This is a genomic window from Butyrivibrio sp. LC3010 (assembly GCF_000424385.1).
Classification (GTDB): domain Bacteria; phylum Bacillota; class Clostridia; order Lachnospirales; family Lachnospiraceae; genus Butyrivibrio.
The window spans coordinates 1-26006 of sequence record NZ_AUJU01000007.1 but is presented as its reverse complement, the minus strand read 5'-3'; the positions used below and the strand labels follow the sequence as shown (position 1 = coordinate 26006).

21 protein-coding genes and 3 tRNA genes are annotated in these 26006 nt (G+C 39.1%); 3 read left to right on the top strand and 21 right to left on the bottom strand.

All coding sequences use genetic code 11. The annotated features are described in order from the left end of the window. Positions 1–15: 15 nt before the first annotated feature. From G622_RS0106865 to G622_RS0106855, 3 genes are all read right to left on the bottom strand, one after another. Complete coding sequence (locus G622_RS0106865) at positions 16–711, bottom strand: L-ribulose-5-phosphate 4-epimerase (protein ID WP_026510087.1); 696 nt, start codon at positions 709–711, stop codon at positions 16–18. Between the two features lie 37 nt (positions 712–748). Beyond that, positions 749–2344 carry a xylulokinase gene (locus tag G622_RS0106860; RefSeq protein ID WP_026510086.1) on the bottom strand — a complete coding sequence of 532 codons (1596 nt, stop codon included), beginning with the start codon at positions 2342–2344 and terminating at the stop codon, positions 749–751. 130 nt (positions 2345–2474) lie between these two features. Continuing rightward, positions 2475–3578 (bottom strand): GntR family transcriptional regulator, encoded by a 1104-nt coding sequence (locus G622_RS0106855; RefSeq protein WP_081675217.1) that lies wholly within the window; start codon positions 3576–3578, stop codon positions 2475–2477. A gap of 309 nt (positions 3579–3887) precedes the next feature. On the opposite strand from G622_RS0106855, the gene hflK reads away from it, so the two are divergent. Beyond that, positions 3888–4907: an FtsH protease activity modulator HflK gene (gene hflK, locus G622_RS21995; RefSeq protein ID WP_044916461.1), complete on the top strand. Its 1020-nt coding sequence runs from the start codon at positions 3888–3890 to the stop codon at positions 4905–4907. Between the two features lie 87 nt (positions 4908–4994). Then, on the top strand, positions 4995–5870 hold the full coding sequence (hflC, locus tag G622_RS0106840) for a protease modulator HflC (protein WP_026510084.1): 876 nt from the start codon (positions 4995–4997) through the stop codon (positions 5868–5870). A 94-nt stretch (positions 5871–5964) separates the two neighbouring features. Here hflC and G622_RS0106835 read toward each other — a convergent pair whose 3' ends face one another. The 14 genes from G622_RS0106835 to G622_RS0106770 all read right to left on the bottom strand — a co-directional run bounded on the left by G622_RS0106835 (position 5965) and on the right by G622_RS0106770 (position 22604). Beyond that, a complete protein-coding gene (locus G622_RS0106835; RefSeq protein WP_026510083.1) occupies positions 5965–6528 on the bottom strand; it encodes a hypothetical protein in 564 nt (187 codons plus the stop codon). A 207-nt stretch (positions 6529–6735) separates the two neighbouring features. Next, entirely contained in the window at positions 6736–7197 is a 462-nt protein-coding gene (locus G622_RS0106830; RefSeq protein ID WP_026510082.1) for a restriction endonuclease, read from the bottom strand. A gap of 14 nt (positions 7198–7211) precedes the next feature. Continuing rightward, on the bottom strand, positions 7212–8078 hold the full coding sequence (gene rsmI / locus G622_RS0106825) for a 16S rRNA (cytidine(1402)-2'-O)-methyltransferase (RefSeq protein WP_081675216.1): 867 nt from the start codon (positions 8076–8078) through the stop codon (positions 7212–7214). Between the two features lie 34 nt (positions 8079–8112). Continuing rightward, positions 8113–8868 (bottom strand): tRNA1(Val) (adenine(37)-N6)-methyltransferase, encoded by a 756-nt coding sequence (locus G622_RS0106820; RefSeq protein WP_026510080.1) that lies wholly within the window; start codon positions 8866–8868, stop codon positions 8113–8115. Continuing rightward, a complete protein-coding gene (ricT, locus tag G622_RS26785) occupies positions 8843–10408 on the bottom strand; it encodes a regulatory iron-sulfur-containing complex subunit RicT (RefSeq protein ID WP_081675215.1) in 1566 nt (521 codons plus the stop codon). The genes G622_RS0106820 and ricT overlap by 26 nt, the downstream gene beginning before the upstream one ends. A gap of 3 nt (positions 10409–10411) precedes the next feature. After that, positions 10412–11443 (bottom strand): DNA polymerase III subunit, encoded by a 1032-nt coding sequence (locus G622_RS0106810; protein ID WP_026510079.1) that lies wholly within the window; start codon positions 11441–11443, stop codon positions 10412–10414. A gap of 54 nt (positions 11444–11497) precedes the next feature. Beyond that, entirely contained in the window at positions 11498–11938 is a 441-nt protein-coding gene (locus G622_RS0106805) for a YaaR family protein (protein WP_026510078.1), read from the bottom strand. Between the two features lie 33 nt (positions 11939–11971). After that, positions 11972–12562: a guanylate kinase gene (locus G622_RS0106800; RefSeq protein ID WP_026510077.1), complete on the bottom strand. Its 591-nt coding sequence runs from the start codon at positions 12560–12562 to the stop codon at positions 11972–11974. Between the two features lie 28 nt (positions 12563–12590). Continuing rightward, positions 12591–14174: an aminotransferase class I/II-fold pyridoxal phosphate-dependent enzyme gene (locus G622_RS21985; RefSeq protein ID WP_044957274.1), complete on the bottom strand. Its 1584-nt coding sequence runs from the start codon at positions 14172–14174 to the stop codon at positions 12591–12593. Positions 14175–14548: 374 nt separating this feature from the next. After that, on the bottom strand, positions 14549–16099 hold the full coding sequence (locus tag G622_RS0106790; RefSeq protein WP_196814189.1) for a carboxylesterase/lipase family protein: 1551 nt from the start codon (positions 16097–16099) through the stop codon (positions 14549–14551). A 182-nt stretch (positions 16100–16281) separates the two neighbouring features. After that, positions 16282–17919, bottom strand: a complete 1638-nt coding sequence (locus G622_RS0106785; protein WP_196814188.1) for an extracellular solute-binding protein — start codon at positions 17917–17919, stop codon at positions 16282–16284. Positions 17920–17992: 73 nt separating this feature from the next. Next, positions 17993–18892, bottom strand: coding sequence for a carbohydrate ABC transporter permease (locus G622_RS0106780; RefSeq protein WP_026510074.1), 900 nt, complete (start codon positions 18890–18892; stop codon positions 17993–17995). Positions 18893–18975: 83 nt separating this feature from the next. Further along, entirely contained in the window at positions 18976–20001 is a 1026-nt protein-coding gene (locus G622_RS0106775; protein ID WP_242832973.1) for an ABC transporter permease, read from the bottom strand. Between the two features lie 545 nt (positions 20002–20546). Next, positions 20547–22604, bottom strand: a complete 2058-nt coding sequence (locus G622_RS0106770) for a helix-turn-helix domain-containing protein (protein WP_026510072.1) — start codon at positions 22602–22604, stop codon at positions 20547–20549. A gap of 316 nt (positions 22605–22920) precedes the next feature. Here G622_RS0106770 and pckA point away from each other — a divergent pair, with 316 nt between their 5' ends. After that, positions 22921–24534, top strand: a complete 1614-nt coding sequence (pckA, locus tag G622_RS0106765; protein WP_026510071.1) for a phosphoenolpyruvate carboxykinase (ATP) — start codon at positions 22921–22923, stop codon at positions 24532–24534. Between the two features lie 449 nt (positions 24535–24983). Here pckA and G622_RS21980 read toward each other — a convergent pair whose 3' ends face one another. The 4 genes from G622_RS21980 to G622_RS0106745 all read right to left on the bottom strand — a co-directional run bounded on the left by G622_RS21980 (position 24984) and on the right by G622_RS0106745 (position 26005). Continuing rightward, a complete protein-coding gene (locus G622_RS21980; RefSeq protein ID WP_044916431.1) occupies positions 24984–25517 on the bottom strand; it encodes an HD domain-containing protein in 534 nt (177 codons plus the stop codon). Between the two features lie 238 nt (positions 25518–25755). Further along, a tRNA-Phe gene (locus G622_RS0106755) sits at positions 25756–25828 on the bottom strand. Between the two features lie 8 nt (positions 25829–25836). After that, positions 25837–25910: transfer RNA gene (locus G622_RS0106750), tRNA-Met, on the bottom strand. Positions 25911–25923: 13 nt separating this feature from the next. Next, positions 25924–26005, bottom strand: a tRNA-Tyr gene (locus tag G622_RS0106745). Position 26006: the final 1 nt, after the last annotated feature.

Below are 26006 nucleotides of genomic sequence, written 5' to 3'. Positions count from 1 at the left end.
TGCCTCGTCAAGTACTCACTTTTGTCCATAATATGCATTAGCGCCGTGTTTTCTGTAGTAGTGTTTGTCCTGGAGTTCCTGGGGAGCAGGCATAACTCTGGGGTTTATTACCTCACATCTGTATGCCATCTTTGCCACTTCCTCAGTTACTACTGCGTTGTGCACAGCTTCATGTGCATCCTTGCCCCATGAAAATACTCCATGGTTTTTACATAATACAGCAGGAACTGCTACCGGGTCTTTTCCCATTCTGTTGAATTCATTTACAATGAGATGGCCGGTGTTTTCCTCATAGGCATTTTCAATTTCTTCCTTATTAAGACATCTTACACAGGGAATATCACCGTAAAAATAATCTGCGTGAGTTGTTCCATAGCACGGTATTGATCTTCCTGCCTGTGCCCAGCTTGTAGCATATGATGAGTGGGTGTGTACCACACCTCCAACCTCTTTAAATGCCTTATAGATTTCCACATGGGTGGGTGTATCGGAAGAAGGATTAAGTTTTCCCTCAACCTTATTGCCATTAAGATCCATAACAACCATATCATCCGGAGTCATTGTCTCATAATCAACGCCGCTGGGCTTAATTACAAAAAGTCCTGATTCTCTGTCGATCTCACTTACATTTCCCCATGTAAAGGTTACAAGGCCATATTTTGGAAGCAGGATATTTGCTTCATAGACCTTCTTTTTTAATTCTTCAAGCATCTTTCTCTCCTCACCTATAAACAAATGTTTTTATTCATTATTTAAGATTGTCAACTGCAGCTCTCTCTATCTTAAGTCCAGCCTTATAGTCCTCCATGAACTTATCAAAGCCCTTTACATCCTCAGCCACAGGCTCAAAGGTCTCAACCTTGCCTTCCTTGAATACCTTATTGTTAAGGTACTGTTCAAGAGTCTCACCATCTTCTTTATTAAGCATGAATCCTGCAAGAATTGCCTGTCCCCAAGGGCCGCCTTCACCGGCAGTTTCCATGAGCTTAATAGGTGTATCGAGAGCTGCTGCCATAACTCTGTCACCAACTCCTCTAATCTTGAAAAATCCACCCTGTCCAAAGAAGAAATCTGCCTTAACATTTTCCTCCTTCATAAGGATATCGTTACCTACCTTAAGGGCACCAAGTGCTGTATAAAGGTGAGTTCTCATAAAGTTTGCAAGATTCATTTTTGCATCAGGCTTTCTTACAAACAAAGGTCTTCCTTCATTGAATCCTGTAATGCTCTCACCGGAAAAATAGTTGTAAGCAAGGAGTCCGCCACAATCAGCATCTCCCTCCATGGCTTTTTGATAAAGTGTTCCATAAAGTGTGTCATCATCAATATCTGAACCTGTAGCCTTTGCAAACTCTCTGAAAAGACCAACATAAGCATTAAGGTCAGATGTGCAGTTGTTGCAGTGTACCATTGCAACCTGTTCACCTGAAGGTGTTGTTACAAGATCAAGTTCCGGATATGCCTTTGAAAGGTCATGCTCAAGAACTACCATTGAAAATACAGATGTTCCTGCTGAAATATTACCGGTTCTTACTCCAACAGAATTTGTTGCAACCATTCCAGTACCTGCATCTCCTTCAGGAGGGCATACAGGGATTCCTGCCTCAAGTGTGCCTGTAGGATCAAGACATTTTGCTCCATCAGCTGTGAGTTTTCCTGCCTCTGCTCCTGCAGGAAGTGATTTGGGAAGAATATCACGGAGTTTAAATGAATATCCCTTCTTTGCAGTTAATTCGTCAAACTGTGAAACCATTTTGTCGTTGTAATCACAGGTTGATGAATCAATCGGAAACATACCTGATGCATCGCCTACGCCAAGTACCTTTTCCCCTGTGAGCTGCCAATGAATATAGCCTGCAAGTGTTGTAAAGAAATCAACCTTTGCCACATGCTCCTCTCCATTAAGCATTGCCTGATAAAGATGGGCTATACTCCAACGCTGGGGAATGTGATATCCAAACAATTCTGTAAGTTCGTCTGAAGCTTTTTCTGTGATGGTATTTCTCCAGGTTCTGAAAGGAACCAGCAGATTCCCTTCCTTATCAAATGCCATGTATCCATGCATCATTGCTGAAAATCCCATGGCTCCGATCTTTTTAAGCTTTTCTCCATACTGCTGTTCAACATCAATTACCAGCTTGCTGTAGCAATCCTGAAGTCCACCCCAGATATCCTCAAGAGTATATGTCCATATTCCGTTATCCAATCTGTTCTCCCAGCTGTGTGAACCCTGAGCGATAGGATTATTATCCATATCTGTAAGGACAGCCTTTATTCTGGTTGAACCGAATTCAATTCCTAAAAGAGTTTTCCCTTCTGCAATCGCTTGTTTTGCATTTCCCATGTTATTACCTTCTCCTTTTCTCCTCTTATTATTTTACCGGCACAATTACTTTGTAATCCTGCCCTATCGGTCGGAACGGTTCCGAACTCTATAAACTTTAGTTACTTATCTTATTATCTTTTTTTATTTTTCAAAGCTGTTCTATAGCTCTTACCGATCCTCTGACACTGATTTCTTCCTCAAATTCATAGGTTGCAGAAAATCCCGGATGATGTATAAGTCTTACCAGATTTTCTGCCGCTCTCTCCCCAAGCTTCTCCTTGGGATGAGGTATGGAATCTATCGGCGGTCTGGTCAGCTTCGCAAGGTCCGAGTCATCCATGCTGATAAGTGAAATATCCTCCGGAACCTTTATGCCGCTTTCATCCAAAATCTGCATGACAAGAGCAGCCATCTCATCGTTATAACAAAATACAGCTGTACAGCCCGATAATCTCTCCTTTATCTTATCCTTTACCAGGTCCTGCCTTTTTAAATCCTCTGTATCAAGCCAGATTATTTTGGACGCTTCCGGTGAAAGACCTTTCTCAGCAATTGCCTCCTGATATCCGCTGTATCTGTCAAGTCCCTGCCTGTCGTCCAGCTTAAGAACACACCCTATGTTTCTGTGCCCATTATCCAAAAGGCTTTTTACAGCTTTATATGCACTCTTTTCATCATTCATGGAAACATGCGGTATTTTCCTTGTATCATCAGGATTCCATTTATTTGACATCTCCGGATAATAGCTGTTCATAAAAAGAATAGGAATCCTCATCCCTGAAATCTTCGTTAAAAGATCCGTGTTCGGCGTCGGCAAAGCACTTCTTGTAGGTTCCAGAATTATTCCGGCAACTTCATCCTTCTCAACAATTTCAGTCAGAATTTCCCGCTCTCGCACAGATGAATTATTGGTAAAAAAAAGTTGTACGGAATATCCCAGTTCACGAAGTTTATTCTCAATTCCCTGAATAGTCCTGGGAAAAATATAGCTGTCCACATAAGTTGTAATTACAGCAATTCTGCTACGCTCACCATTCCTTGCCCTTTCATCGGTAACATATGTTCCGCTTCCACGCTCAGCAGTAAGTATCCCCTCCTGAACAAGAATCCCTATGGCATGTCTGGCTGTCTGTCTGCTTATATTAAATTGTATACATAGATCATTCTCTGACGGAATCTTGTCTCCCGGTGCCAGCGCTCCACTGCTCACCTGCTTCTGAATCCAGTCTATGACCTCCTGATATTTAGCCAAATTCTCCCCTCCGAAAGGAATTTCTGCCTTTAATTTTTTTTAGATTGAACAGCAGTCCTTCGTACAATTACCTATTTATCATATCCAAGTTGTACACCATGGTCAACCGGATTTGTATTGTGATTTTGTACAAGTTTTAAAAGTTGTATATGTACAAGTTGCCAATTTAACTTTTTATTTCCCTTAACATCCAATTAGATATCCCCATTTTGCCCAATTTGTTATAAAAATATTGCACAATATATGATAGTATTCTAAATGACAAAAACTTAACGGTACAAAAACCATCAAAAAGAGGAGGACATCTATATGTCAGGTAAACTAAAAGATACGGCAAGTGGATTCGGAAAAATGATCCTGCCGATCATAATCGGGATATTCGTTCTGTTTATCGCTATGGGATCATTCTACAATGTCAGCGAGCAGGAACAGGCAATAGTAACCCAATTCGGCAAGGTTGTTGCCACTAATTCCGCCGGGTTGTATTTTAAGATTCCATTTATCCAGGCAGTTCATAAGGTAGATATGACCACACATGGCATTGGAATTGGTTACGTAATAGACAACAATGGCCAGAATATCACAGTAGAAGACGAAGGAATCATGATCACTTCAGATTTCAATTTCGTAGATATCGACTTTTATCTTGAATACAAGGTTAGTGATCCGGTGGCTTATTACTACAACACAGGCGATCCTGAGAGCATAATGAAAAACATGGCACTCTCATGTATCAGATCCACAGTAATTAATTATCCTGTTGATGAAGTCATCACCACTGCAAAAGGACAGATTCAGGCTGATGTGAAGGAAAAACTTCAGAAGAAGCTCCAGACAGAGGATGTAGGTCTTGTTGCTGTAAACCTTTCAATTCAGGATGCAGAGCCGCCGACGAATGAAATAAAGCAGGCATTCAAAGCTGTTGAAACTGCAAAACAGGGCAAAGAAACTGCCGTGAACAACGCAAAGAAATATCAAAGCGAGCAGGTTCCTGCTGCAGAAGCAGAAGCTGACCGTATCATACAGAATGCAGAAGCAGAAAAAGCTTCACGTATTGCTGAGGCGGAAGGTCAGGTTGCAAAATTCAACAGCATGTATGAGGAATATAGCAAATATCCTCTTATAACAAAGCAGCGTATGTTCTATGAGGCAATTGAGAATGTGCTTCCTGATACCAAACTCATAATTACTGATGGCAAAACTCAGGAAATAATGCCAATTGAAAGTTTTAGCGATGCAGCAGCGGGAATAGCCGGTGCATCCGTATCAGAAAATAATGATTCTTCACAAGAAACTTCTGCAGCTACTGAGAACTCAGAAGAAAACTGATATCATGACATGATCTATAAAAATAAACAATTTTATAGAAACTGATTAAACTATCCATATGAACTTACATTAATTGGAGGAACATACATGAAGAAAAAGATATTTGGCAGCTTCGGCCTGGTCATATTAGCCGCAGCTATCATAATTGCAAATAATGCATTCTATACCGTACACCAAAAGGAATTTGTTGCAGTAAGGCAGTTTGGTAAAATCGTCAGAGTTGAATCAGAACCCGGACTTAAGTTTATTACTCCTTTTGTTCAGAATACTCAGATCATCGGAGCAGAAACAAATATTTATGATATACCTGCTTCAGACGTAATCACTAAGGATAAAAAGTCAATGATAACTGACACCTATGTACTGTGGAAGGTAACAGATCCAATCAAGTACATTCAAACCTTGAACGCACTGGATACCAGAGCTCAGGAACGAATCGAAGCTGCGGTTTATAACGCTACAAAAACGGCAATTTCTTCCATGTCACAGGATGAAGTAATAGAAGCAAGAGGTGAGGCACTCACAAAAATAATCACAGAAGACGCAAATGCAGATATGGAAAGTTATGGTGTTCAGATTGTCACAGCCGAAATCAAAGCACTTGATCTTCCTGATGATAACAGAACAGCTGTATATGAAAGAATGACTTCTGAAAGAAACAATATCGCCGCATCTTATCAGGCAGAAGGAAAGGCTGAAGCTCAGAAAATAAAGAACGAGACCGATAAGACCGTAGCAATTTTGAAAGCTGACGCAGAAAAGCAGGCTGCTGCCCTTCAGGGTGAAGGAGAAGCTGAATATATGAAAACTCTCTCTGCAGCCTATAACACTCCGGAAAAAGCAGAATTTTACAACTTTATGAGATCTCTTGATGCACTTGAGAACTCCTTAAAAGGAGGAGAAAAGACCATCATTCTCGACAAAGATTCAGAACTGGCAAGACTACTCTATGGCATAAGATAATTAATTATTTAAAGGGAACCGACATATTTGCGGTTCCCTTTTTTATAATCTCACTTGTAATTAAGCAAGTTCCACCAGAAAAGTCTTATGACTATTACTGATTCTGGAAGAAGTCTCTATATGAAGTATGCTGGTCAAGAGCAAGTGAACCACCATCAAGCATATAGAAATCTGTATCAGAAGCATTGAATATCATAACAAACTTTCTGTCATTTATTCTTCTAATCATCTTAGGTGTGCAGAATACTTTTCCATGTAAAGAAATGAATACAGGATTCTCAGGCAATGTGAAGCCTTCCTTTACATCAAATGTAACGCCTGCTTCAGTAAGTCCTGTAGGCAGTACAATATGGAAACCACCAACAATATTTGCTCCAAGCTTACTTGCAATCTTCTGAGCAGTTCCTGTGTAAACAGGATTTACATGTGTAATAACTGCTGTCATTCCGGTTACATCATCACGACTACGCTTAACATCGCCAACGCCTGTGGAAACAGGAATGAAAGTATCTGACTCTACCCATTCAGCGCCGAGAACTGCATTGTTCTCCAGCTCACCGGGTACAATTCTGTCAGGACACTGCGGTGCAGCACCAGCTGTAATTGTCAGTGCACAAAATAGTGTTGTTGCCATAAGTACAGAAAGAATTTTCCTCATTTACGTTACCTCCTACATAATAGAATTGTTTAAATGATAGAACTATACTTCAACTACACAGAATCATAACCGATATTAATAAAAATCCGATATAAAAAGGATAAAGTTTTTATTAAACCCACCGAGGGCTCTGTCAGGCCAGATAATACCTTCCCAAGTTTCCTCCATTGCTTCAAATAAAGCTGCGCAAATATGCGTCAGCCTTTACTATTTTGTCTTATTTTCCATGTTATCTACATAATCTCTGTCCCAGAGCATGATCTTAAGTTTTCTCGCAAGCTCTGCAGCAGGATCAGTGAAGTACTGATTTGTCATGACAGCACCTACCATGCAGTCATAGTAATCACGCCCCGCATAAATCTCCTGTACAGCCTTTACCCCTATTGGTTTATCATAACATTTGCACTGAATCGCATAACTTATGCCATCCTTATTCGCAAGAATATCCGCACCAAAATCTCCGCTTCCTCTGGTAACCTTCACATTCGTAAAACCACTCTCTTTTAGCAGATCCGCACAGTAATACTCAAAATCATGTCCTTCAAGTTCATCCATAAGAGGAGGTTTTCTTCTTCTTATCAGTATCACTATAACTGTAAGCAGAGCGATCAGAGCTATAACAGCTATAATCGTTGATACTATTATAAACGTACTATTTAATTGAATCATCCTATGTCCTTAAATCACTTATTCTGTAAAAGCGCCTGATAAATCTCGCGCTTTCCTACGCCTCTGTCAGCAGCAACCTGCTTCATGGCATCTTTATGGCTCATACCGTTTTTCTCATAATAATCCATATGATCCTCGATGCTCATCTTCGACCATTCTTCCTGCTGCCTTCTGTCTATCTCCTGGAGACTGACGCCTTCAATAACAAGTACGTACTCTCCTCTGGGTTCGTTCTCCTCGTAATAGGAAATTGCCCCGTCAATCGTAGTTGGCATAACTTCTTCAAATTTCTTTGTAAGCTCTCTGCAGACAGTAAGCTTTCTATCCCCCAGTGCTTCTCCAAGATCCCTGAGGGTTCCCTTCAGATGGTGCGGCGCTTCATACATTATTATTGTTCGGTGCTCACCTTTTAAAAGGTCCAGAATACGTCTTCTCTCTTTTTTATCATCCTGTCCCGGTAAAAAGCCTTCGAAAACAAACCTTCTGGTGTTAAGTCCTGAAAGAGTGAGCGCTGTTATGCATGCTGCAGGACCTGGAAGCGAAGTCACATTTATTCCTGCTTCGTGGCACATACGCACCAATACCTCTCCGGGATCCGATATCGCAGGTGTTCCGGCATCCGTAATCAGTGCAATATCTTTGCCGCTACGCATAAGATCAATCAGATACTCTGCCTTTTCAACCTTATTGTACTCATGATAGCTGGTCATCTCTGTATGGATATCGAAATGATTTAAAAGCTTTATACTGTTTCTGGTGTCCTCGGCAGCAATTATATCTACATTGCTAAGCGTCTCCAAAACCCTGGCTGTTATGTCATTCAAATTTCCAATAGGAGTAGCACAAAGGTAAAGCATACCCTGATCTTTATTTTCTATCATATTCATTAACCTCATTGTCATGTCAGGCAAGATTCTAAAACCCGTAATTTTCCTTAATCTCTCTGCAGTACTCCCCCGGAGCATCATATATTATAAGTGGTGGCTCCACCGATAATCTTGGTTTGCCGTCCCTTAGCCCCTCAATAAGTACCATGTTCGGTTCCTTATCAATATATGGATGGATCATCCTGATTCTTTTAGGCTCAATCCGGTTTTCACACATACATTTAAAAATCTCTGCAAGTCTGAAAGGTCTGTGCACCATATAAAATCTACCGCCGGGACGGAGTAGTTTTTTCGCACATACCATGACATCTGAAAGATCACAAAGAACTTCATGCCTGGCTATTGCCTTAGGATTATCGGGGTTTGTAAATCCATGCCCTTTTATCATATACGGAGGATTGGTCGTTATAACGTCAAAAGAGGCAGGTTCAAATAACTTATCCGCCTCTTTTATATCGCCATGTACTATGCGCACACGTTCTTCAAGGTTATTGATCCTTACGCTGCGCATAGCCATATCCGCACTATCCTTTTGAATTTCAAGCCCAACCAGACTTTTAGCCTTTGTTTTTGCAGACATCAGAATGGGAATTATACCCGTCCCTGTTCCAAGATCAAGAACATTGTCTCCATCAGAAGCACTTGCAAATCCTGAAAGCAAAACAGCATCCATTCCAAAACAGAATCTCTCAGGATCCTGAATGATCATGAGTCCGTTTCTTTGCAGGTCATCGAGCCTCTCTCCCGGCTTTAAGAGTTCATTCCTGTTTTCCGCCTTGTCCATTTACTCCCTCTTCACGGTTCTGTCTTCTGTTGTCCTGATTTCTTTTATCCTGGTTTCTGTTGTCCTGGCCCTTATTGTCCTGGTTTCTGTCATCCCGATTTCTGCTATCTTTATTTCTGTTCCTGTTCTTATTGAAGTTTCTCTTCTTATTATTCTTTTTATCGAAGTTTTTCTGGCCTTTTCCCTGATTGTTATTCTGGTCACCATTATTGCTCAGATTGCCTTGCTCTTTGCTATTCTGGCCACCCTGCTCTCTGTTATTATGACCACCCTGCTCTTTATTGTTCTGGCTGCCTTGATCCCTGTTGCCATGACCATTCTGCTCTTTGCTATTCTGGCTGCCCTGTTCCTTACTATTCTGACCGTTTTGGTCTTTACCGTTTTGACCACGTTCTCTATTATTCTGGCCATTCTGTTCTTTGTTGTTTTGACCGGCCTGCTCTTTATTAGTCTGATTTGAAGAAGTATTACTGTTGTTAGCTGCTGCCTGATTTACATTATCTTCCTTTTTACCTTCAGCCCCCTGATTATTCTGAGCATTCTGATTGTTCTGCCTGTTTTGGTTGTTCTGTCTGTTCTGATTATTTGAACCAGCCTGATTATTCTGGTTTCTGTTTCTTCCAGGCTTCTCAGAGATGCTTTGGTCTTTATCCTGCTGCTCAAGTGCCTTTGCTGCCTCTTCATCAGCATCCTTCTCTCTAGAGGCATTCTGCTTATGCTTCTGTTTCTTTCTTACCACTGTAAGATCATCCACATTGGCTTCGTGAACTTCCTTCTCATCATCAACATCAACAAGGATTCTTACAGTCTGCCTCAGAATATTTACACTTGCAACCTCACCCTCAAGGTCTTCGTTTGTACGAACTATATCGCCAATTCCGGGCATTTTGCGATTAAGCTCCTCATAAACATCCTCTTCATTTTTAAGGCAGCACATAAGTCGTCCGCAAACTCCGGATATTTTTGTAGGATTAAGTGATAGATTCTGCTCCTTAGCCATCTTAATGGAAACAGGTATAAAATCTGAAAGATATGAATGACAACAAAGTGGTCTACCGCAAATTCCGTAGCCACCTATTATTTTCGTCTCATCACGAACACCAATCTGTCTAAGCTCTATCCTTGTCTTGAATTCTGAAGCAAGGTCTTTGACCAGCTCTCTGAAATCAATTCTTCCATCAGCGGTAAAATAAAAAAGTACCTTATTATTATCAAAAGTATATTCAGCATCTATAAGCTTCATCTCAAGACCATGCTTTATGATCTTTTCCTTACAGATTCTGAAGGCTTCCTTCTCTCTTACTTTATTGCTTTTTTCCTGCTCATCATCCTTCTCATTAGCCATTCTTAAAACAGCTTTGAGCGGCTTTGTAACCTCGCTGTCATCCACATCTCTGGGATCTGAGAGAACCGTTCCGTACTCTACGCCTCTGGCGGTCTCAACAATAACGTGGTCACCCTTTTTTATATCAAAGTTACCCGGATCAAAATAATAGATCTTGCCGGCTGTTCTGAATCTTACGCCGATAACTCTGGTCATAAATTATAAATTCTCCTTTATATCAAGCATCAGCATCTCCAGGGACATAAGGTTATTAACATTTGCTCTTATCCTGCCTCTTGCCCTTTCAATTGCCTTTAACATATTATCAATTTCTTTATAAGAACATTTTTCCGTAACACTACTAATATACGACAGTTTATCCGCGAAAATCAAGTGATCAGCGCTTCCCTCCGCCATATATACAAGGATATCCCTCACGTAAAAAGTCAGTACATCAAGAAAATTATTAATGAGTATTACATCTGTTTTTTTGTCAGATCCTTCCTGAGGTGACAAAAGCATCTGCAGACGTTCCGTCATTTCACTTATCTGTATTCTTTCAAGTCTTGAAATAAGATCGATTGCTCCGTTTTTCAGACGTTCAAAATCTTCATTTTCAGTTAAAAGAATAGCTTTTCCCACATTCCCTTGTGCAAAAGAAACTGCAAGTTGTGCCTTATAGTCAACCACCTTTTTCTTTTCCATAAGGAACCTGGTTATTAAATCATCTCTCACAGGTTTTATGGGGAATACTATACATCTGCTCAGAATGGTCGGAAGAAATGCATCTATATTGGAAGTAAGTATAATAATCGTAGCATATGCAGGCGGTTCTTCCAGTGTTTTCAATAGAGCATTCTGTGCCTGCTGTGTCATCAGTTCTCCGTCCGGAATTATATATATTTTATGGTCTGAATAGGGTTTTATAAAAACATCATCACAGACCTGCTGCCTGATCTCATCTACACCAATAGAAGTCGGTTTTTCATGTATGACCATCCTTATATCCGGATGTGATCCACTTTCTGCCTGCTTGCAGGAATGACACTCACCGCAGCTTTCTATATAACCGTCTATTTCCCGCTTATCCTCACACAAAATTGTCCGGGCAAAGACCCCTGCAATCATTTTTTTACCGCTGCCGGAATCTCCGGAAATTATATAAGCATGGGATATTTTATCTGTTCTCAGAGCATTTTGCATATGCTCTTTAATCTGGTTCTGATCTACTATATCTGAAAAACGCGCCATCAGCGCAAATTCCTCCCCTGTATGTTGTACTATGACTTATGCTGTTTCCATTTATCATGTAAAAATATCAAGCAAAAGTCCTTCTATTTGTCCTATCTTTGCCAGGATATTGATATTATCCTTCTCGTCCTTTACAAGCTCCTGCGCCAGATCATCAAGATTTTCATCTATAAGCCTTATTATTCCGTAAACTCTGTGTCTTCCGCGTCTGTCCAGAAAATTTTCTCTTGAAAAGGCATGGGATCTGGTAACTATCTCATTGAGAAAATCCTTAATTAAAAGCCTGTATCTTTGCATATCCCTGATATCATTCTTTTTGGATATCTGTTTTCCCTGCTGAACAATATCCTGCATCATAATGTTGAGGCGCTCTGCAAGAGTAGAATCCTCTATTTTACTGGTAAGAGTAAACTTAAAATCTCCGTTTGCCTCCTGAGTGGCACCTGTCTGCTGCACCTGTGAAGTTTGCTGAACATTATCAATCCTGATATCCATAAGCACCTCTTAAATTAGGATGGTTATGCCAAATCAACTATTTTCTATAATGTATTTTTCGATCTCTTCGATACAATCAATGAGATCAGAATTATTATCAAATGTCCTGTCTATTTCTGCCTGTTTAAGCCTCTCATCAGAATAATCTGCCTTATCCGCCAAAAAACGCCTGCACATTTCATCGTATTTTGGTTCCTCCTGCTTAAGCTCTCTGCTCATAGCTCTTTGCATTAATACTCCGTCCGTCGCACTGATCATTAGTGGAACAACCTTCTCTTTTCCAAAATACTTTCTCATGGAAACATACATATCTACAGTTCCTATGATAAGATAATTCCCATCCTCAAGATCTATCTGGCCGTCATCGACAGTAAAATAGTGCCATGGTCCATACATGGTGTTATATGTTCTTTCTTCAATAATCTTTTTGTCCTTTTTAAATGCCTCATATCGATCTATATTGCAAAAATAATATTGAACACCATCCTGTTCTTTTTCGCGCATTGGTCTCGTGGTGTAAATGATTACATTTTTTAAATCAACTATTTTTCTTTCAAGTATATTTTTATATATCGTATCCTTACCACATGAACTTCTGCCCATGATCACAAATATTTTTCCCATAAACAACTCTTACAACTTTCGATTTATATTATTTATCTCTACGGCATATTACCTTAACGAATATGTCTCCATTATCATTAATGTTTATTCCCTGGATATTCATTTTTTCATTAATGTACTTTTCTATATTTAAAATAAGTCTTTCAGAAAAAACTTCTCCCGGTGCTATAAGGGGAATTCCGGGCGGATACAAATTAATAAAATCACCTGAAATACGCCCTTGTGCCTCTGATAATAGAATATCTTTCTGTACCTCATCCCAGGCATTATGCAATGTTAGTTCAGCTACCGGAAATTCAGACAGTTCAGGTATCTCTATGTCAGAGTTCGTCTTTTTATGCTGCATATCTTGGAAGAATTCTGAACCTTTTGGAGCACTTTCATGGCATATACCCTCATTTTCAGATACTGTATCGCAGGATATTTCTGACTCTTTGAGTTCTTCGCCAATATTTAAATTGTCTCCATTTCTTATATCGGATAGGCATTTGTCCAGATCAAGTATCGCATCAATAAGCCGATTAATACCGTCCTCGGTGTCATATCCTGTAATTATCAAAAGAGCGTAATGATCCCCTGCCATCTCAGGTTGAAGCTTATACTTTAATCGAAGTATATCATATATCTGCTGCCCTGTGATAGCTTCATCCCGAGCGCTGATAAGGATCTTACAGGGATCATTAATAATATCTATCCCCGGAACATAAAGTTTTTTACAATCAGCTGTTTTAGCAAGAATTCTTTCTTTATATGACACAAGCTTCTTAAAAACTACATTGCCTCTCTCTCTGATGTCTTCTATTGCTGAATCAATGGATGCCATTAATACGTATGAGGGGCTGCTTGACTGATAAATCCTAAGGAATCTCCTTAACCTTTCTCTGTTAACAAGATTGCCCTGTACATGTATAAGAGCCGTCTGTGTCATAGATGCAAGGGTCTTATGAACACTATTGATTACCAGATCCGCTCCCTGTGTAATTGCACTTTCGAGGAAGTCCTCATATAATCCGAAATGCGCACCATGGGCCGCATCAACTATCAGAATTCTGTTCTTTTCATGGCATATCTGTGCAATTTTCTTTATGTCCGACGATATTCCATCATAAGTAGGAGATGTTATAAATACAGCACTTATATCAGAGTCATCTCTTAATTTTTCATATACCTCGACTGGATCAGTTTTTCCCCATAGAGCTCTGTCGTTATCCAGAGGTATCCTTCCCGGCTTTAAGTACTCAAGCTCTAATCTTCTTATATATGCCGCATGATAAAGTGCCTTGTGGGAATTTCTGGATGCAAGAAGCTTTCCTCCGTCAGGAACAGCCGCAGACACCGCTGCCAGAATGCCTGATGTACTCCCATTAACAAGAAAATGTGTCTCATCAGCACCATATAGCTTTGCTGCACGCTTTTCAGCCTCAAGTATAATTCCATCCGCATCATGAAGATTGTCAAAATCATCAATCTCCGTTATATCAATATCCATATAGCCTGCCATATCTGTTGCATCAGGATTTCTCTTATGTCCCGGCATATGAAACGGATATAGCTCATTTCCATTTAAGCTATCCAGCCTGCTCTTAATAGACTTAGGATTTTTATTGACCATTTAACTGCCTTTCTTTTAAATACATTTAGGCTTTTATTATAATTCGCCTGCGCTCCTTATGCTACAACAAGCTTGGCAACACCTTAAGCAGATTCGCATGGTTCGCACTAAGCTCGTAAAAAACCTCGCTAAGTGCTCTACTCAAACAAGCTCCACTAAGCTCGACAATACCTCTCTAAGTGGACTTGTATGGTTCGCACTAAGCTCGTGAAAAACCTCGCTAAGTGCTCTACTCAAACAAGCTCCACTAAGCTCGACAATACCTCTCTAAGTGGACTTGTATGGTTCGCACTAAGCTCGTGAAAAACCTCACTAAGTGCTCTACTCAAAAAGAGGCCTGAAAACAAGCCTCTTTCTGTAAATAATTATGTAATTTAATGCTGGATCTCAACATCTCCACCAAATTCAAACTTCGGTACAATAGATTTATGAAGATCAATAAGTTCATTGTCAAAATTGTGTCTGACCTCACAGGTTCTGTCAAAAATCATGGTAGCCTCATCACCGGGCTTTGAAGCATCCCACACAGGAAGCTCTTCATGATTAGGATCACCTGTTTTTGCAAAATTAATTACTGCTTTAAAGATCTGTTCCTGAAGTTTGTCTGATACTCCCGGTACATTTGCTACAGGCACAAGATCAATATTATGGAAGAAAAATGCTATGTCTGAGCAGTGCCATGCTGGTTTGTTGTGCTGAATAGGGAATTCAAGGGCAAAGAGATATGAATATGTATTTGCCTCTGTTCTCTTGCTTGCCTCTTCTATCAGCACTTTTGTAGGTGCTCTGAATATTGAATCATAAGATAAAAGATCTATGATCTTCTTATCAGGATATGCTTTTCTGAATTTCTCAATAAGTTCATCAGCCTTATCGCCATATACTTTCTTTATTCTCTCACTCATCTCTTCTTCTGACATGGTTGTCTTGTCAAAATCAAGCGGCATGAAAGCAAACTCTCCAAAGACACTTCCTATCATAAGAGGAATCCTGGAAGCATTCTCTGTAAAGCCTACAAATTGAGGCTCTCCCTTGTACCAGTCATTTATCATGGGAGACATTCCTGTATATAGTCCCTGCTTTTTAATCTTGGGAGCTACCTTTTCATATGCCTCAACAAGTCTTTCGTACGGAAGCTTTTGAAGTTCATCAACCCCTTCCTCCTTAAGTCCGAGTTCTTTAAGCATAGCCGTAACTATCGGTTTTCCATCTCCTTTTCCCGTATCCATGAAATCTTTTCCAAGAACACCACTCATGATGATACCCTTGTGGAAAAGTCCATCTGCTTCAGGTGTCTGCATAAGTGAAGAAACCTTCATTCCACCGCCTGACTGTCCGAAGATAGTTACATTTTCAGGGTCACCGCCAAATTCAGCGATATTCTCCTTAACCCACTTAAGCGCTGCAACCATATCCGCATTTCCGCAGTTTCCGGAATTCTTATACTTTTCTCCAAATGGTGAAAGATCAAGATATCCAAGAAGGTTCAGTCTATGGTTAATTGTTACTACAACCACATCACCTTCCTTAGCCATCGCTGCACCGTCATAGCAAAGCTGCTCTATTGATGATCCCGCAAAAAATCCGCCGCCATGTAGCCATACCATTACAGGCATTTTTGCGTTTTTACAGAGCTTTTTTGACCAGATATTCAGATTCTGGCAATGCTCATCCTGAGGCCAGTAAGCATGAGGAACCATCAATTCTCCTCTCGGTACATCCTGGTGCATAAGAGGGCAGACCATGCCAAAACTTGTTGCATCCTTTACCCCTTCCCAGGCTTCAACCTCTGTTGGCTGGCAGAAACGCTCAGCCTCTGCGTAATGTACTCCCTTAAAAATATAGGTGCCATCATAAAAATATCCCTGAAGTTTTCCCTTTTTTGTACTTACAATTGTCGATTCATCCTGCTTAAAGTATTTCATAATCCCTTCTCCATTCTTTTAGTCATTTGTCTTCAAGTGTTTGGATTTTTACCCTTTATAATTATTTACCATCCCATATACAAGGTGAAACGGTCAAGTATAATACTGACCGCTTCACTTTTTTCTATGATTCTTAAATCTGAGATTCAAGAATTATATCAACTATTAAAGTTCCCCGATTATTAGCGTGCGTTATATCTGTCAAGAGCTGCCTGCTTAAGTTCAATGCAGCGATCAATGTTATAGGTCTTTAACTGCTCTACAAAGCTGTCATACTGATCAAGTGACTGCTCACCTGTTATGAACTTAACAGTATTTTCCTGAACAAGTGTCTGAATATCTGTATAAAGTGTTACATATTCTGAATTCTCAGCATCTGTCATTGTCATGCAGCTTGGAAGCATTAAATCAAATTTGTCCTTATCGAACTCATCATAAGCTTTAAGCGCATCCTGTCCTTCATAAATAGGATCAAACATTCCCCAGTTGTAAAGACCAAAATCAGATGTTCCAAGTGAGTATGTGTAAACAGCTTCTGAAAGAGTATTAACTTTTCCTTCATCAACCATAGCCTGCATAGCATCTGTAAGGTGATATGTGTCACCATCCTTTGTGTAAGACTCGCCTTCAATACCAAGTGAATCAAGCATCATAGCTTCATTAGAATACCAGAAATCAAGGTATCTGCATGCAAGCTCGGGATCCTTACAGGATGTGGAAATACCAACCTCTTCCTTAACGATTTCTGATGTTGCAAAACCGATTTCCGGTGTGTCACCTTCTTTAAGAACAGGTGATGATGTAGCTACGATATTGAAATCCTCATCTGTTGTGTAACCCTGCTGCTTAAGTACATCTGCTGTGAATCCCCAAAGTTCGATACCTGCACCTGCTTTACCTGTTCCCATATAGTCTGCAGGGCTCATCATGTCTGCTGCATTTGTCATGAAGTTAGGATCAATAAGTCCTTTCTCATACCAATCGTGGAAAAGTGTAAGCCACTGTTTATATCCATCTTCCAGGGGACCATACTTTACTTTATCGCCATCCTTATAGAATTCGCCAAGAACTCCGTAAGCTGAAAGGAAATGACTAAAGTAATCATAACCATTTGTACCAATCATAAGAGGAGCTTCACAATCAGGATAGTTTTCTTTGAAAGCTGTAAGAACTGTTTCCCACTGATCTATGGTTCTCGGTACTTCAAGTCCAAGATCCTTTAACCAGTCACCACGAAGAGCCATACCTGCCCAAACTCTTTCACCTCTTACATCACCAAAATATGATGCAATTGTACGTGTTCCAACAATTTTGCCTTCATCAGTAACTGTATCTTTTTCCAAAGCTTCGCTGCTCTTACGAAGTGCCGTATATGTAGGCATGTATTTTTCAGAAAGTTCTGTGAGATCTAAAAGAACGCCGTCCTGTACTCCCTTTTCAGTTCCACCGGGATAGTATGTTCCGCAATCACGAATGATATCCGGATATTCTCCTGATGCAAGCATAAGTCCAAACTGTTCCTGAGCTGATGCTGCGTCAACTACCTGCCAGTTAACATGAACGTTTGTGAGTTCCTCAAGCTTCTGGATTGCTTTCAGATCATTAGGATTTTCTACATAATCATTACTCCAGACAATCCATATGCTAAGTTCTTTCTTTTCAGAAAGTGGCCATGTCCACTCTCCGGCATCTGCTGTAGCTGCATCCGCAGTAGTTCCTGCTGACTCTGCTGATGCGGCACTTCCCCCTTTGCCGCATCCTGTAACGGTTCCCACAAGCATCGCTGTTGTCAGAATCATTGCTAATACTTTCTTTTTCATAAACATAAACCTCTCTTTCATATTTTAACTTAAAATGTTTTCTTTTTTCATCAAATATTAGATTTTCGTTGCGTCATCCCTTTACAGATCCAACCATTACACCTGATACAAAATATTTCTGGCAGAAAGGATAAATCATCAGTATAGGAAGTGTTGAAACTACAATTGAACCATACTTAACAAGCGTCTTATACATCTGAGCATTATCCATAAGGTCACCTGCATTTGCTGTAACAGAATTAGTAGAGTTCTGTGCGGAAATAAGGATCTCTCTCATGAACATCTGAAGAGGATATTTATCCCTTGCTGTCGGTAAATACAAAAGTGCTGAGAACCATTCATTCCACTTTCCTACAGCGATAAACAGTATTATTACCGCAAAAGTCGCCTTACAAAGAGGCAAAATAATATTGAACATGATTGTTAATTCACCAGCACCATCCATTCTTGCTGATTCTTCCAAAGAATCCGGTATAGCCTGAATCGCTGTTCTCATGATGATTATGTAGAAAACACCCATCGCCTGAGGAATAAGAAGTGCAGCTCTTGTATTAAGAAGTCCAAGCCTGTTTACTACCATATATGTAGGGATCATTCCACCGTTGAAAAGCATTGTAAAAGCAAGAAACATCATTAGTGCATTTCTGTAACGGAATCTTTTTCTTGATGTAATATATCCCGCAATTACCGAAAGTACGCTTGTGATAAGACACTGCATTATCACATAAAAAATTGTGTTTCTATATCCAATCCAGATGTTCTTATACCTCATAATGATCTTGTAAGCATTTAGTGAAGGCTTACCCAGTGGCAACAATATAAAACTTGATGCCTTATCTACCAGAGCCGGCTCTGAAATTGATGCAAAGCATACATGGATAATCGGAACCACACATAAGAATGCTATAAATGCAAGAAGCAAGTAGTTCAGTGAATCAAAAATCCAATCACCAATTGTCTTTTTTACTACCATTTTGAATCCTCCAATCAAAGTCATGATATAGATAGTTTCTATAATGACCACTTAAATTTTTCTTACTGATCTAATGTTCTTTATCAGAATAAACTTGATTCTGTATATTTCTTTGAAATAGCGTTAGTTACTAAAAGGAATGTAGTTCCAATTATTGAATTGAACAAACCAACTGCTGTTGAAAATCCGTAATCATACTGCTGAAGACCACAACGATAAATATAAGTACTTATAACATCTGCAGTTTCATAAGTTGCAGGTGTATAAAGAAGAAGTATTTTATCTGCTCCTACCTGCAGTAGTGATCCCATTCTCAAGATGAGCATGATCATAATTGTCGGTAAAATTGAAGGTATTGTAATATGGATGCATCTCTGCCATCTGGATGCTCCATCAAGTACTGCTGCCTCATAAAGCTGCTGATCTACTCCTGAAAGAGCAGCTATATAGATAATTGATCCATATCCCATTCCCTGCCAAATATTTGATGCGATATGAATTGCCCAATAATTTGCCGGGTCAGCTAAAAGATTCTGTACTGATGTATGTGTAAGCTTTGCAATTACATTAGAGATAAGTCCCCCACTCTGTGTGAAATCAACTATAAGTCCACATACAACAACCATTGATATGAAGTAAGGCATATAAGATACTGTCTGAATTGTCTTTTTGAAAAATTTTGTTCTTACCTCATTAAGAAGAAGTGCAAAAATGATCGGTGCAGGAAAACCAAATACTACATCCAAGACACCTATCATTGCTGTATTTCTAAGTAATCTAAAAAAGTAAGGTCCTGTAAAAAATCTTGTAAAATTATCAAGTCCCACCCAGGGGCTTCCTGTTATCCCAAGCGCAGGAGTGTATTTCTGAAATGCCATCATGATTCCTGCCATTGGAATATAATGAAAAATAATGTACCAGACTACTATTGGTATACACATAATGTATATAACCTTGTTTCTGGTGATGTCCGTTTTCAAATTATGAACAAACCCCGCGAACCCTGCATGCTCAACATATCCTGTAGAGGGAATAGCATTTTTTTCTTTTTTACGATTCTGCCCTCTTTCAGAATATATAAGTTTTTCTTTACCCATTACCTGCTCCATAACTTATAAACTCCTTTTCCTTTCCTCTTCTTCTCCGTTCTCTCCCGGGCCTTAGCCCTAAATTTATTGTAAGTATACTGTTGTAGTACTTTTGGCAAAAGAACCTCTTTTTTACTCTTATGTACGATTTTTGGCATAAAGTAAAAAATGGTACATCTGCAAAAAAAAGACAATAATAGCTAAAAAGATAGCAATAATTAGGCATTTTCCCTGCATTTTTTATCAGAAATCGTGCCCTGCTCTACATGGTCCACCAGATTCGATAATACCTCGTCAAGCGGACTTGCCTGGCTCGCACTAAGCTCGTGAAAAACCTCGCCAAGTATCCTGCTCAACATCAAAACAGACCAAAGATTTAACAACCCCTGGTCTGTTTCAAACTTTAGGAAACCCTCACGAATATCGATTACCTAACTTTACATATTCACTTTTTGCTTACTTCATCCTACAAGCTTTATTATGTTGTCTCTCTGATACTTAACCACATTGCTTATATATGATTTTATCTGTTTCATCTGAGAAGTCTTATGATGCCTCCGTTTCAATTATTTACTTTTATAATAATCTCCGGGAGTTGTCCCATGCTTTTCCCTAAAGCATCTGATTAGTGGTCTTGGCGTAGTAAATCCAACCTTGTCAGCTGCATCTTTAACTGTGCATCCCTTTTCCATCAGTGCTTCAGCATTTTCGAGTCTTACATTATTTATATATTCAAGCATTCCAATACCATAAACCTGCTTAAATGTTCTTGAAAGATATGAATTGTTGACATTAAGTTCATTCGCAACACTGTTAACATTCATATCTTTATCTGAAAACTGCTTATCCACATATTCTCTTGCTTTCTCCACAAGCTGGATAGTCTTTCCGTTACTTTCATGTTCCAATACTTCATTATTATTTATATCTTTACTGCTCTCTACCGCTGCATTAACAATTTCGTCCAGCATACTCTGGGCTTCAATTCCTCTATGCATTCGATACATGTTTTGGATCTGTTCCATTTGATCCCAGCTTGTAAGAGTAGCTTTGCCATCATCATCAAGAGACAATTCTTTATAAAATGCTACATTTTTAAGTACACCTACATAAATTCTATACTCTCTTACAATCATGGATTCTCTGTTTGCTGCGGGAATAGAATTAATTCCATGATGAATATCAGAAACATTTGCAACAAGAGCTATATCAAATTTCTCTCTAATAAAGCTGCATACTGTATTAAGCTTTTCGGTCAGTTCAGAAAATGATATATCATTTTCCCCGGTAAGCATTACTATATTATAGAACCAATGAGCCAAACCGCCCGTAATCAAGAGATGCTCTTTTCCTATAAGTTCCTCTGATACATTGTGTATTATGAACCATATCTGATCTCTTTCCTTTTGCTCCATCGGCTTATCAGTAGGATTATCTATATCATAACTTATGACCAGATATCTGTTTTCTTCATTATTACCTTCAATTGTATCAACTCCATAATTAAGTAACTTGATAAGCCTTGTTTCATTATCACTCTTGAATTTCCTGAATTCATTTTCCGACACCTCAAGACTATTAATTGCATTACTTATCCAACTCTCTATTCGTTGAAATTCATCGTTCTGCCCTGAATTCTCACCCATATCATGATCTTCCATAAACTCTATCAGGGATTCAATCGGCCTGTACTGAGCCCTCATCATATGAGTCAGTGCAATTCCGATAAGTAATAGCAGTCCGAATCCGTATACAATAACACCTATTATGAAAGGTTGAATTGAAGCTCTTGCAGTCTCTATATCATTAACAGCAACGAATTTAAGTCCATACTTTCCTATTTCATAGGAATACACGAGTTTTTTATCTATTATGCTCTGCCCATCTGATGAAAAACATTTTGAGATAAACTCATCGCTATATTCCTCATCACCAAAGGAAATATAATCTCCATCATCAGCAACAAGATACACCTTTTGTACGTCATTCAAGATACCGCGTATTTCATTTTTATCTAGTTTAATTAATAGTACTGCTTCCTGATTATCAAATGAATCTGCATACTGTGTAGACATTGAGTAATAAAGTTGCTTGTCATCTTTTACTCCAACAATTTTAAATTTGCTGTAAAGATCATCTTCAAATAATTTTTTATTAATATCAGCATCAATATCCAGACCAGAAATTACATGAATCCCCTTATCAAGATAAATGAATTCCCCCATGGTTAACGCAGAAGGACGGCCTCCCGGGAAAAACAGGAACATCTTTCCAAATGTTTTGTGAATTGCGCTATACTCATCCATAAGTTTTGACAGTTCAGATATTCTCATCCTGTCTTCTACTGTCTCATCATGCCTTTTAGCAGTCACCTTGATCATACTATTTGATATAAAAGTTTGAGCGCCAAGTACAACCTCCTCACAAACACTTTCCACTCCTGATGCCTTTTCTCTTACCAGTTTTTCCTGAAGATCTTTCTCTTTTGTATATAATTCATGTACCAGAAAAAAAGCTGAAGAAATCATTCCAATGCCTGTAAGAAGAATGATTATCAGCCCAAATAAAAGCCACCTCCTTAGAAGAGGTCGATGCTTCAGATATTTCGAAATTCGTTCAAGCATTTATTAACTCCCGGAAGAAATAGTTCATATAGCGAGCAGATTCCTAAAGATTTAGATTAAAAGAGAAAAATTTTCACAAACTCTCCGCTATTCTAATATTATAACCTATTTCAGTTTCCAATGTATCTTCATAAATTGCTCTGTTTTAAGTTTTTTAAGTTTTCTATCACTTTATCCATATTTTAAAGTATTTGTTAAATTTCTATTATTTTTGTTATTTTTCTAACAGAATATTGTATAATGTAGTGTATGGGCGTTTAGCTGATTATTACTTAACATCAGCTATCACAATAGAAAAAGAAAAGGAGTTAAAGAAATGGCAGAAATCAATTTAACACAGTACGGTATTACCGGAACAACTGAGATTGTTCACAACCCTTCTTATGAGCTTTTATACGAAGAAGAAATGAAGTCAGATCTTACAGGTTATGAAAAGGGTCAGGAGACTGAGCTTGGCGCCGTTAACGTAATGACTGGTATCTATACAGGACGTTCTCCTAAAGATAAATACATCGTTATGGATGCTAACTCTAAGGATACAGTTTGGTGGACATCTGAAGAATATAAGAATGATAACCACCCTATGACTGAAGAGACTTGGAATACAGTTAAGGAAATCGCTAAGAAAGAGCTTTGCGATAAGAGACTTTTCGTTGTTGACGCATTCTGCGGTGCAAACAAAGATTCTCGCATGGCAGTTCGTTTCATCGTTGAAGTAGCTTGGCAGGCACATTTCATTAAGAACATGTTCATCCAGCCTTCAGATGAAGAACTCGCTGATTTCAAGCCTGATTTTGTAGTATACAATGCTTCAAAGGCAAAGGTTGAGAACTATAAGGAGCTTGGTCTTAATTCTGAGACTTGCGTAGCTTTCAATATCACAAGCCGTGAGCAGGTTATTATTAACACATGGTACGGCGGAGAGATGAAGAAGGGTATGTTCTCTATGATGAACTATTACCTTCCTCTTAAGGGCATGGCTTCCATGCACTGCTCAGCTAATACAGATATGGAAGGTAAGAACACTGCTATCTTCTTTGGTCTTTCCGGAACAGGTAAGACAACTCTTTCAACAGATCCTAAGAGACTTCTTATCGGTGATGACGAGCACGGTTGGGATGACAACGGTGTATTCAACTTTGAAGGTGGTTGCTATGCAAAGGTTATCGGCCTCGACAAGGATGCTGAACCTGACATCTACAACGCAATCAAGAGAGATGCTCTTCTTGAGAACGTTACTGTAGCTGATGATGGTAAGATTGATTTTGATGATAAGAGCGTTACAGAGAATACTCGTGTTTCTTATCCTATCAACCACATTGATAATATTGTTCAGAAGGTTAATAAGATTTCTGCAGGTCCTGACGCTAAGAATGTTATCTTCCTTTCAGCTGATGCATTCGGTGTACTTCCTCCTGTATCAATTCTTACACCTGAGCAGACACAGTACTACTTCCTTTCAGGATTCACAGCTAAGCTTGCTGGTACAGAGCGTGGTATCACAGAGCCCACACCTACATTCTCAGCTTGCTTCGGCCAGGCATTCCTTGAGCTTCATCCTACAAAGTACGGTGAAGAACTTGTTAAGAAGATGCAGAAGTCTGGTGCTAAGGCATACCTTGTTAACACAGGTTGGAACGGCACAGGTAAGAGAATTTCCATCAAGGATACTCGTGGAATCATCGATGCAATCCTTAATGGCGATGTAAACAAGGCTGAGACAAAGAAGATCCCGATCTTCGATTTCGAAGTACCTACATCTCTTCCGGGTGTTGATCCTGCAATCCTTGATCCTCGTGATACTTATGCAGATGCTTCTGAATGGGAAGCTAAGGCTAAGGATCTTGCAGAGAGATTCACAAAGAACTTCAAGAAATATGAAGGCAACGATGCTGGTAAGGCTCTTGTAGCTGCTGGCCCTAAGCTTTAATATTATTTACTTATAACATAAGTAAGAATTCATAAGTTACAAAATCCACTTGACCTGGTTACCTCGTCAAGTGGATTTTTTTTGAACAGAAATCTTGTTTTAATTACCGTGTCTAATTGATTTTGGTTTCAGCAGAGATTTTGACTTTGTTACCTCCATCATATTGTTTTTTGAGTAAAAGCCTTGTCTTGGTTATCTTGTCAAATCGATTTTTGTTTAGACATAAATCTTGACCTGATCCCCTCCTCATATTATTTTTTGTTTTAGGCAGAATATTTGTCAACGTATTTTCAGGTCTTATACTAGACCTAGCATGGTTTTAATGACATCTAATGGAGCTTGTTGTAAGTAATAAAGTATCATCCATTTTTTCAGTCTTAAATTATAAGAAAACAACAAAAAATCTCTACCAAGCCCATCTAAAGAGAGCCTGATAGAGATTATTATATTTAATCTTGCTCAGGAATATCTATATATTTCACTTTAATCTTAGCCTTATGAAGACCGAGTGTCTCCATAGTAGAGCAATACTTATCAGCTAAGGTTACTACCCATGCCTCCCTGCAAAGAGGTGGAACGATAGTCAATGGCCACATATGCTTCTTGATTATGTCCTTCTCACGAGGTGTCAATACAAAATCCCTACTAGCATTTTTTAGAGCCGTTCCCGGATGAAAAAATCCATGCAATTTTGGATGTACATTACCCTTATCCTTACCATCCTTATGCCAATCGTATAAGAAGTAATCGTGGAGAAGTGCACCTCGTACCAATTCTCTTTCTTTACATTTTACATGTAAGAATCTATTTATACGTAATGCCCGATCAGCAACATTTATGCTATGTTCATATACTGACATGTCTCCATGTTGAATAAACCCATGTGATAAAATAAAAGATCTTGATGAAAGAATTTCCTTCCCATGTTTATGAAGTAATTCTCTGATTTTCTTATGTCTTTCAAATTTTTCCTGTCTAGTCATTTAAAATACCGCCCCTTTAAGTAAATCCGAATTTAATTTTATAAGGGTTTTATAGATATATCAACAAAAAAATAATAAATTTGCATGCTATAAAATATTTTTTTTCATTCTAAAACTTTAAACCTAATAAAATTATTCCGATATTTGATACCTTTGTCCTATATTTCTCAGGCAATAACTAAACTATTAAAACTAACTTGAAATAAATGCGAACTGCTAAATAAATTAATAAAAAAGATGCCTAGACTCGGAATCGAACCAAGGACACGAGGATTTTCAGTCCTCTGCTCTACCAACTGAGCTATCTAGGCAAATTGAGTAGCGGGGACAGGATTTGAACCTATGACCTTCGGGTTATGAGCCCGACGAGCTTCCAGACTGCTCCACCCCGCGATATTTAATTGAATGGATGGCGGTGGATTCGAACCACCGAAGCAATTTGCAGCAGATTTACAGTCTGTCCCCTTTGGCCACTCGGGAAGCCATCCA

Coding starts and splice junctions, on each gene's coding strand:
- G622_RS0106865 (WP_026510087.1), bottom strand. CDS start 711: ATGCTTGAAGAATTAAAAAAGAAGGTCTATGAAGCAAATATCCTGCTT.
- G622_RS0106860 (WP_026510086.1), bottom strand. CDS start 2,344: ATGGGAAATGCAAAACAAGCGATTGCAGAAGGGAAAACTCTTTTAGGA.
- hflK (WP_044916461.1), top strand. CDS start 3,888: ATGTCAGGTAAACTAAAAGATACGGCAAGTGGATTCGGAAAAATGATC.
- hflC (WP_026510084.1), top strand. CDS start 4,995: ATGAAGAAAAAGATATTTGGCAGCTTCGGCCTGGTCATATTAGCCGCA.
- G622_RS0106835 (WP_026510083.1), bottom strand. CDS start 6,528: ATGAGGAAAATTCTTTCTGTACTTATGGCAACAACACTATTTTGTGCA.
- G622_RS0106830 (WP_026510082.1), bottom strand. CDS start 7,197: ATGATTCAATTAAATAGTACGTTTATAATAGTATCAACGATTATAGCT.
- rsmI (WP_081675216.1), bottom strand. CDS start 8,078: ATGATAGAAAATAAAGATCAGGGTATGCTTTACCTTTGTGCTACTCCT.
- G622_RS0106820 (WP_026510080.1), bottom strand. CDS start 8,868: ATGGACAAGGCGGAAAACAGGAATGAACTCTTAAAGCCGGGAGAGAGG.
- ricT (WP_081675215.1), bottom strand. CDS start 10,408: ATGACCAGAGTTATCGGCGTAAGATTCAGAACAGCCGGCAAGATCTAT.
- G622_RS0106810 (WP_026510079.1), bottom strand. CDS start 11,443: ATGGCGCGTTTTTCAGATATAGTAGATCAGAACCAGATTAAAGAGCAT.
- G622_RS0106805 (WP_026510078.1), bottom strand. CDS start 11,938: ATGGATATCAGGATTGATAATGTTCAGCAAACTTCACAGGTGCAGCAG.
- G622_RS0106800 (WP_026510077.1), bottom strand. CDS start 12,562: ATGGGAAAAATATTTGTGATCATGGGCAGAAGTTCATGTGGTAAGGAT.
- G622_RS21985 (WP_044957274.1), bottom strand. CDS start 14,174: ATGGTCAATAAAAATCCTAAGTCTATTAAGAGCAGGCTGGATAGCTTA.
- G622_RS0106790 (WP_196814189.1), bottom strand. CDS start 16,099: ATGAAATACTTTAAGCAGGATGAATCGACAATTGTAAGTACAAAAAAG.
- G622_RS0106785 (WP_196814188.1), bottom strand. CDS start 17,919: ATGAAAAAGAAAGTATTAGCAATGATTCTGACAACAGCGATGCTTGTG.
- G622_RS0106780 (WP_026510074.1), bottom strand. CDS start 18,892: ATGGTAGTAAAAAAGACAATTGGTGATTGGATTTTTGATTCACTGAAC.
- G622_RS0106775 (WP_242832973.1), bottom strand. CDS start 20,001: ATGGAGCAGGTAATGGGTAAAGAAAAACTTATATATTCTGAAAGAGGG.
- G622_RS0106770 (WP_026510072.1), bottom strand. CDS start 22,604: ATGCTTGAACGAATTTCGAAATATCTGAAGCATCGACCTCTTCTAAGG.
- pckA (WP_026510071.1), top strand. CDS start 22,921: ATGGCAGAAATCAATTTAACACAGTACGGTATTACCGGAACAACTGAG.
- G622_RS21980 (WP_044916431.1), bottom strand. CDS start 25,517: ATGACTAGACAGGAAAAATTTGAAAGACATAAGAAAATCAGAGAATTA.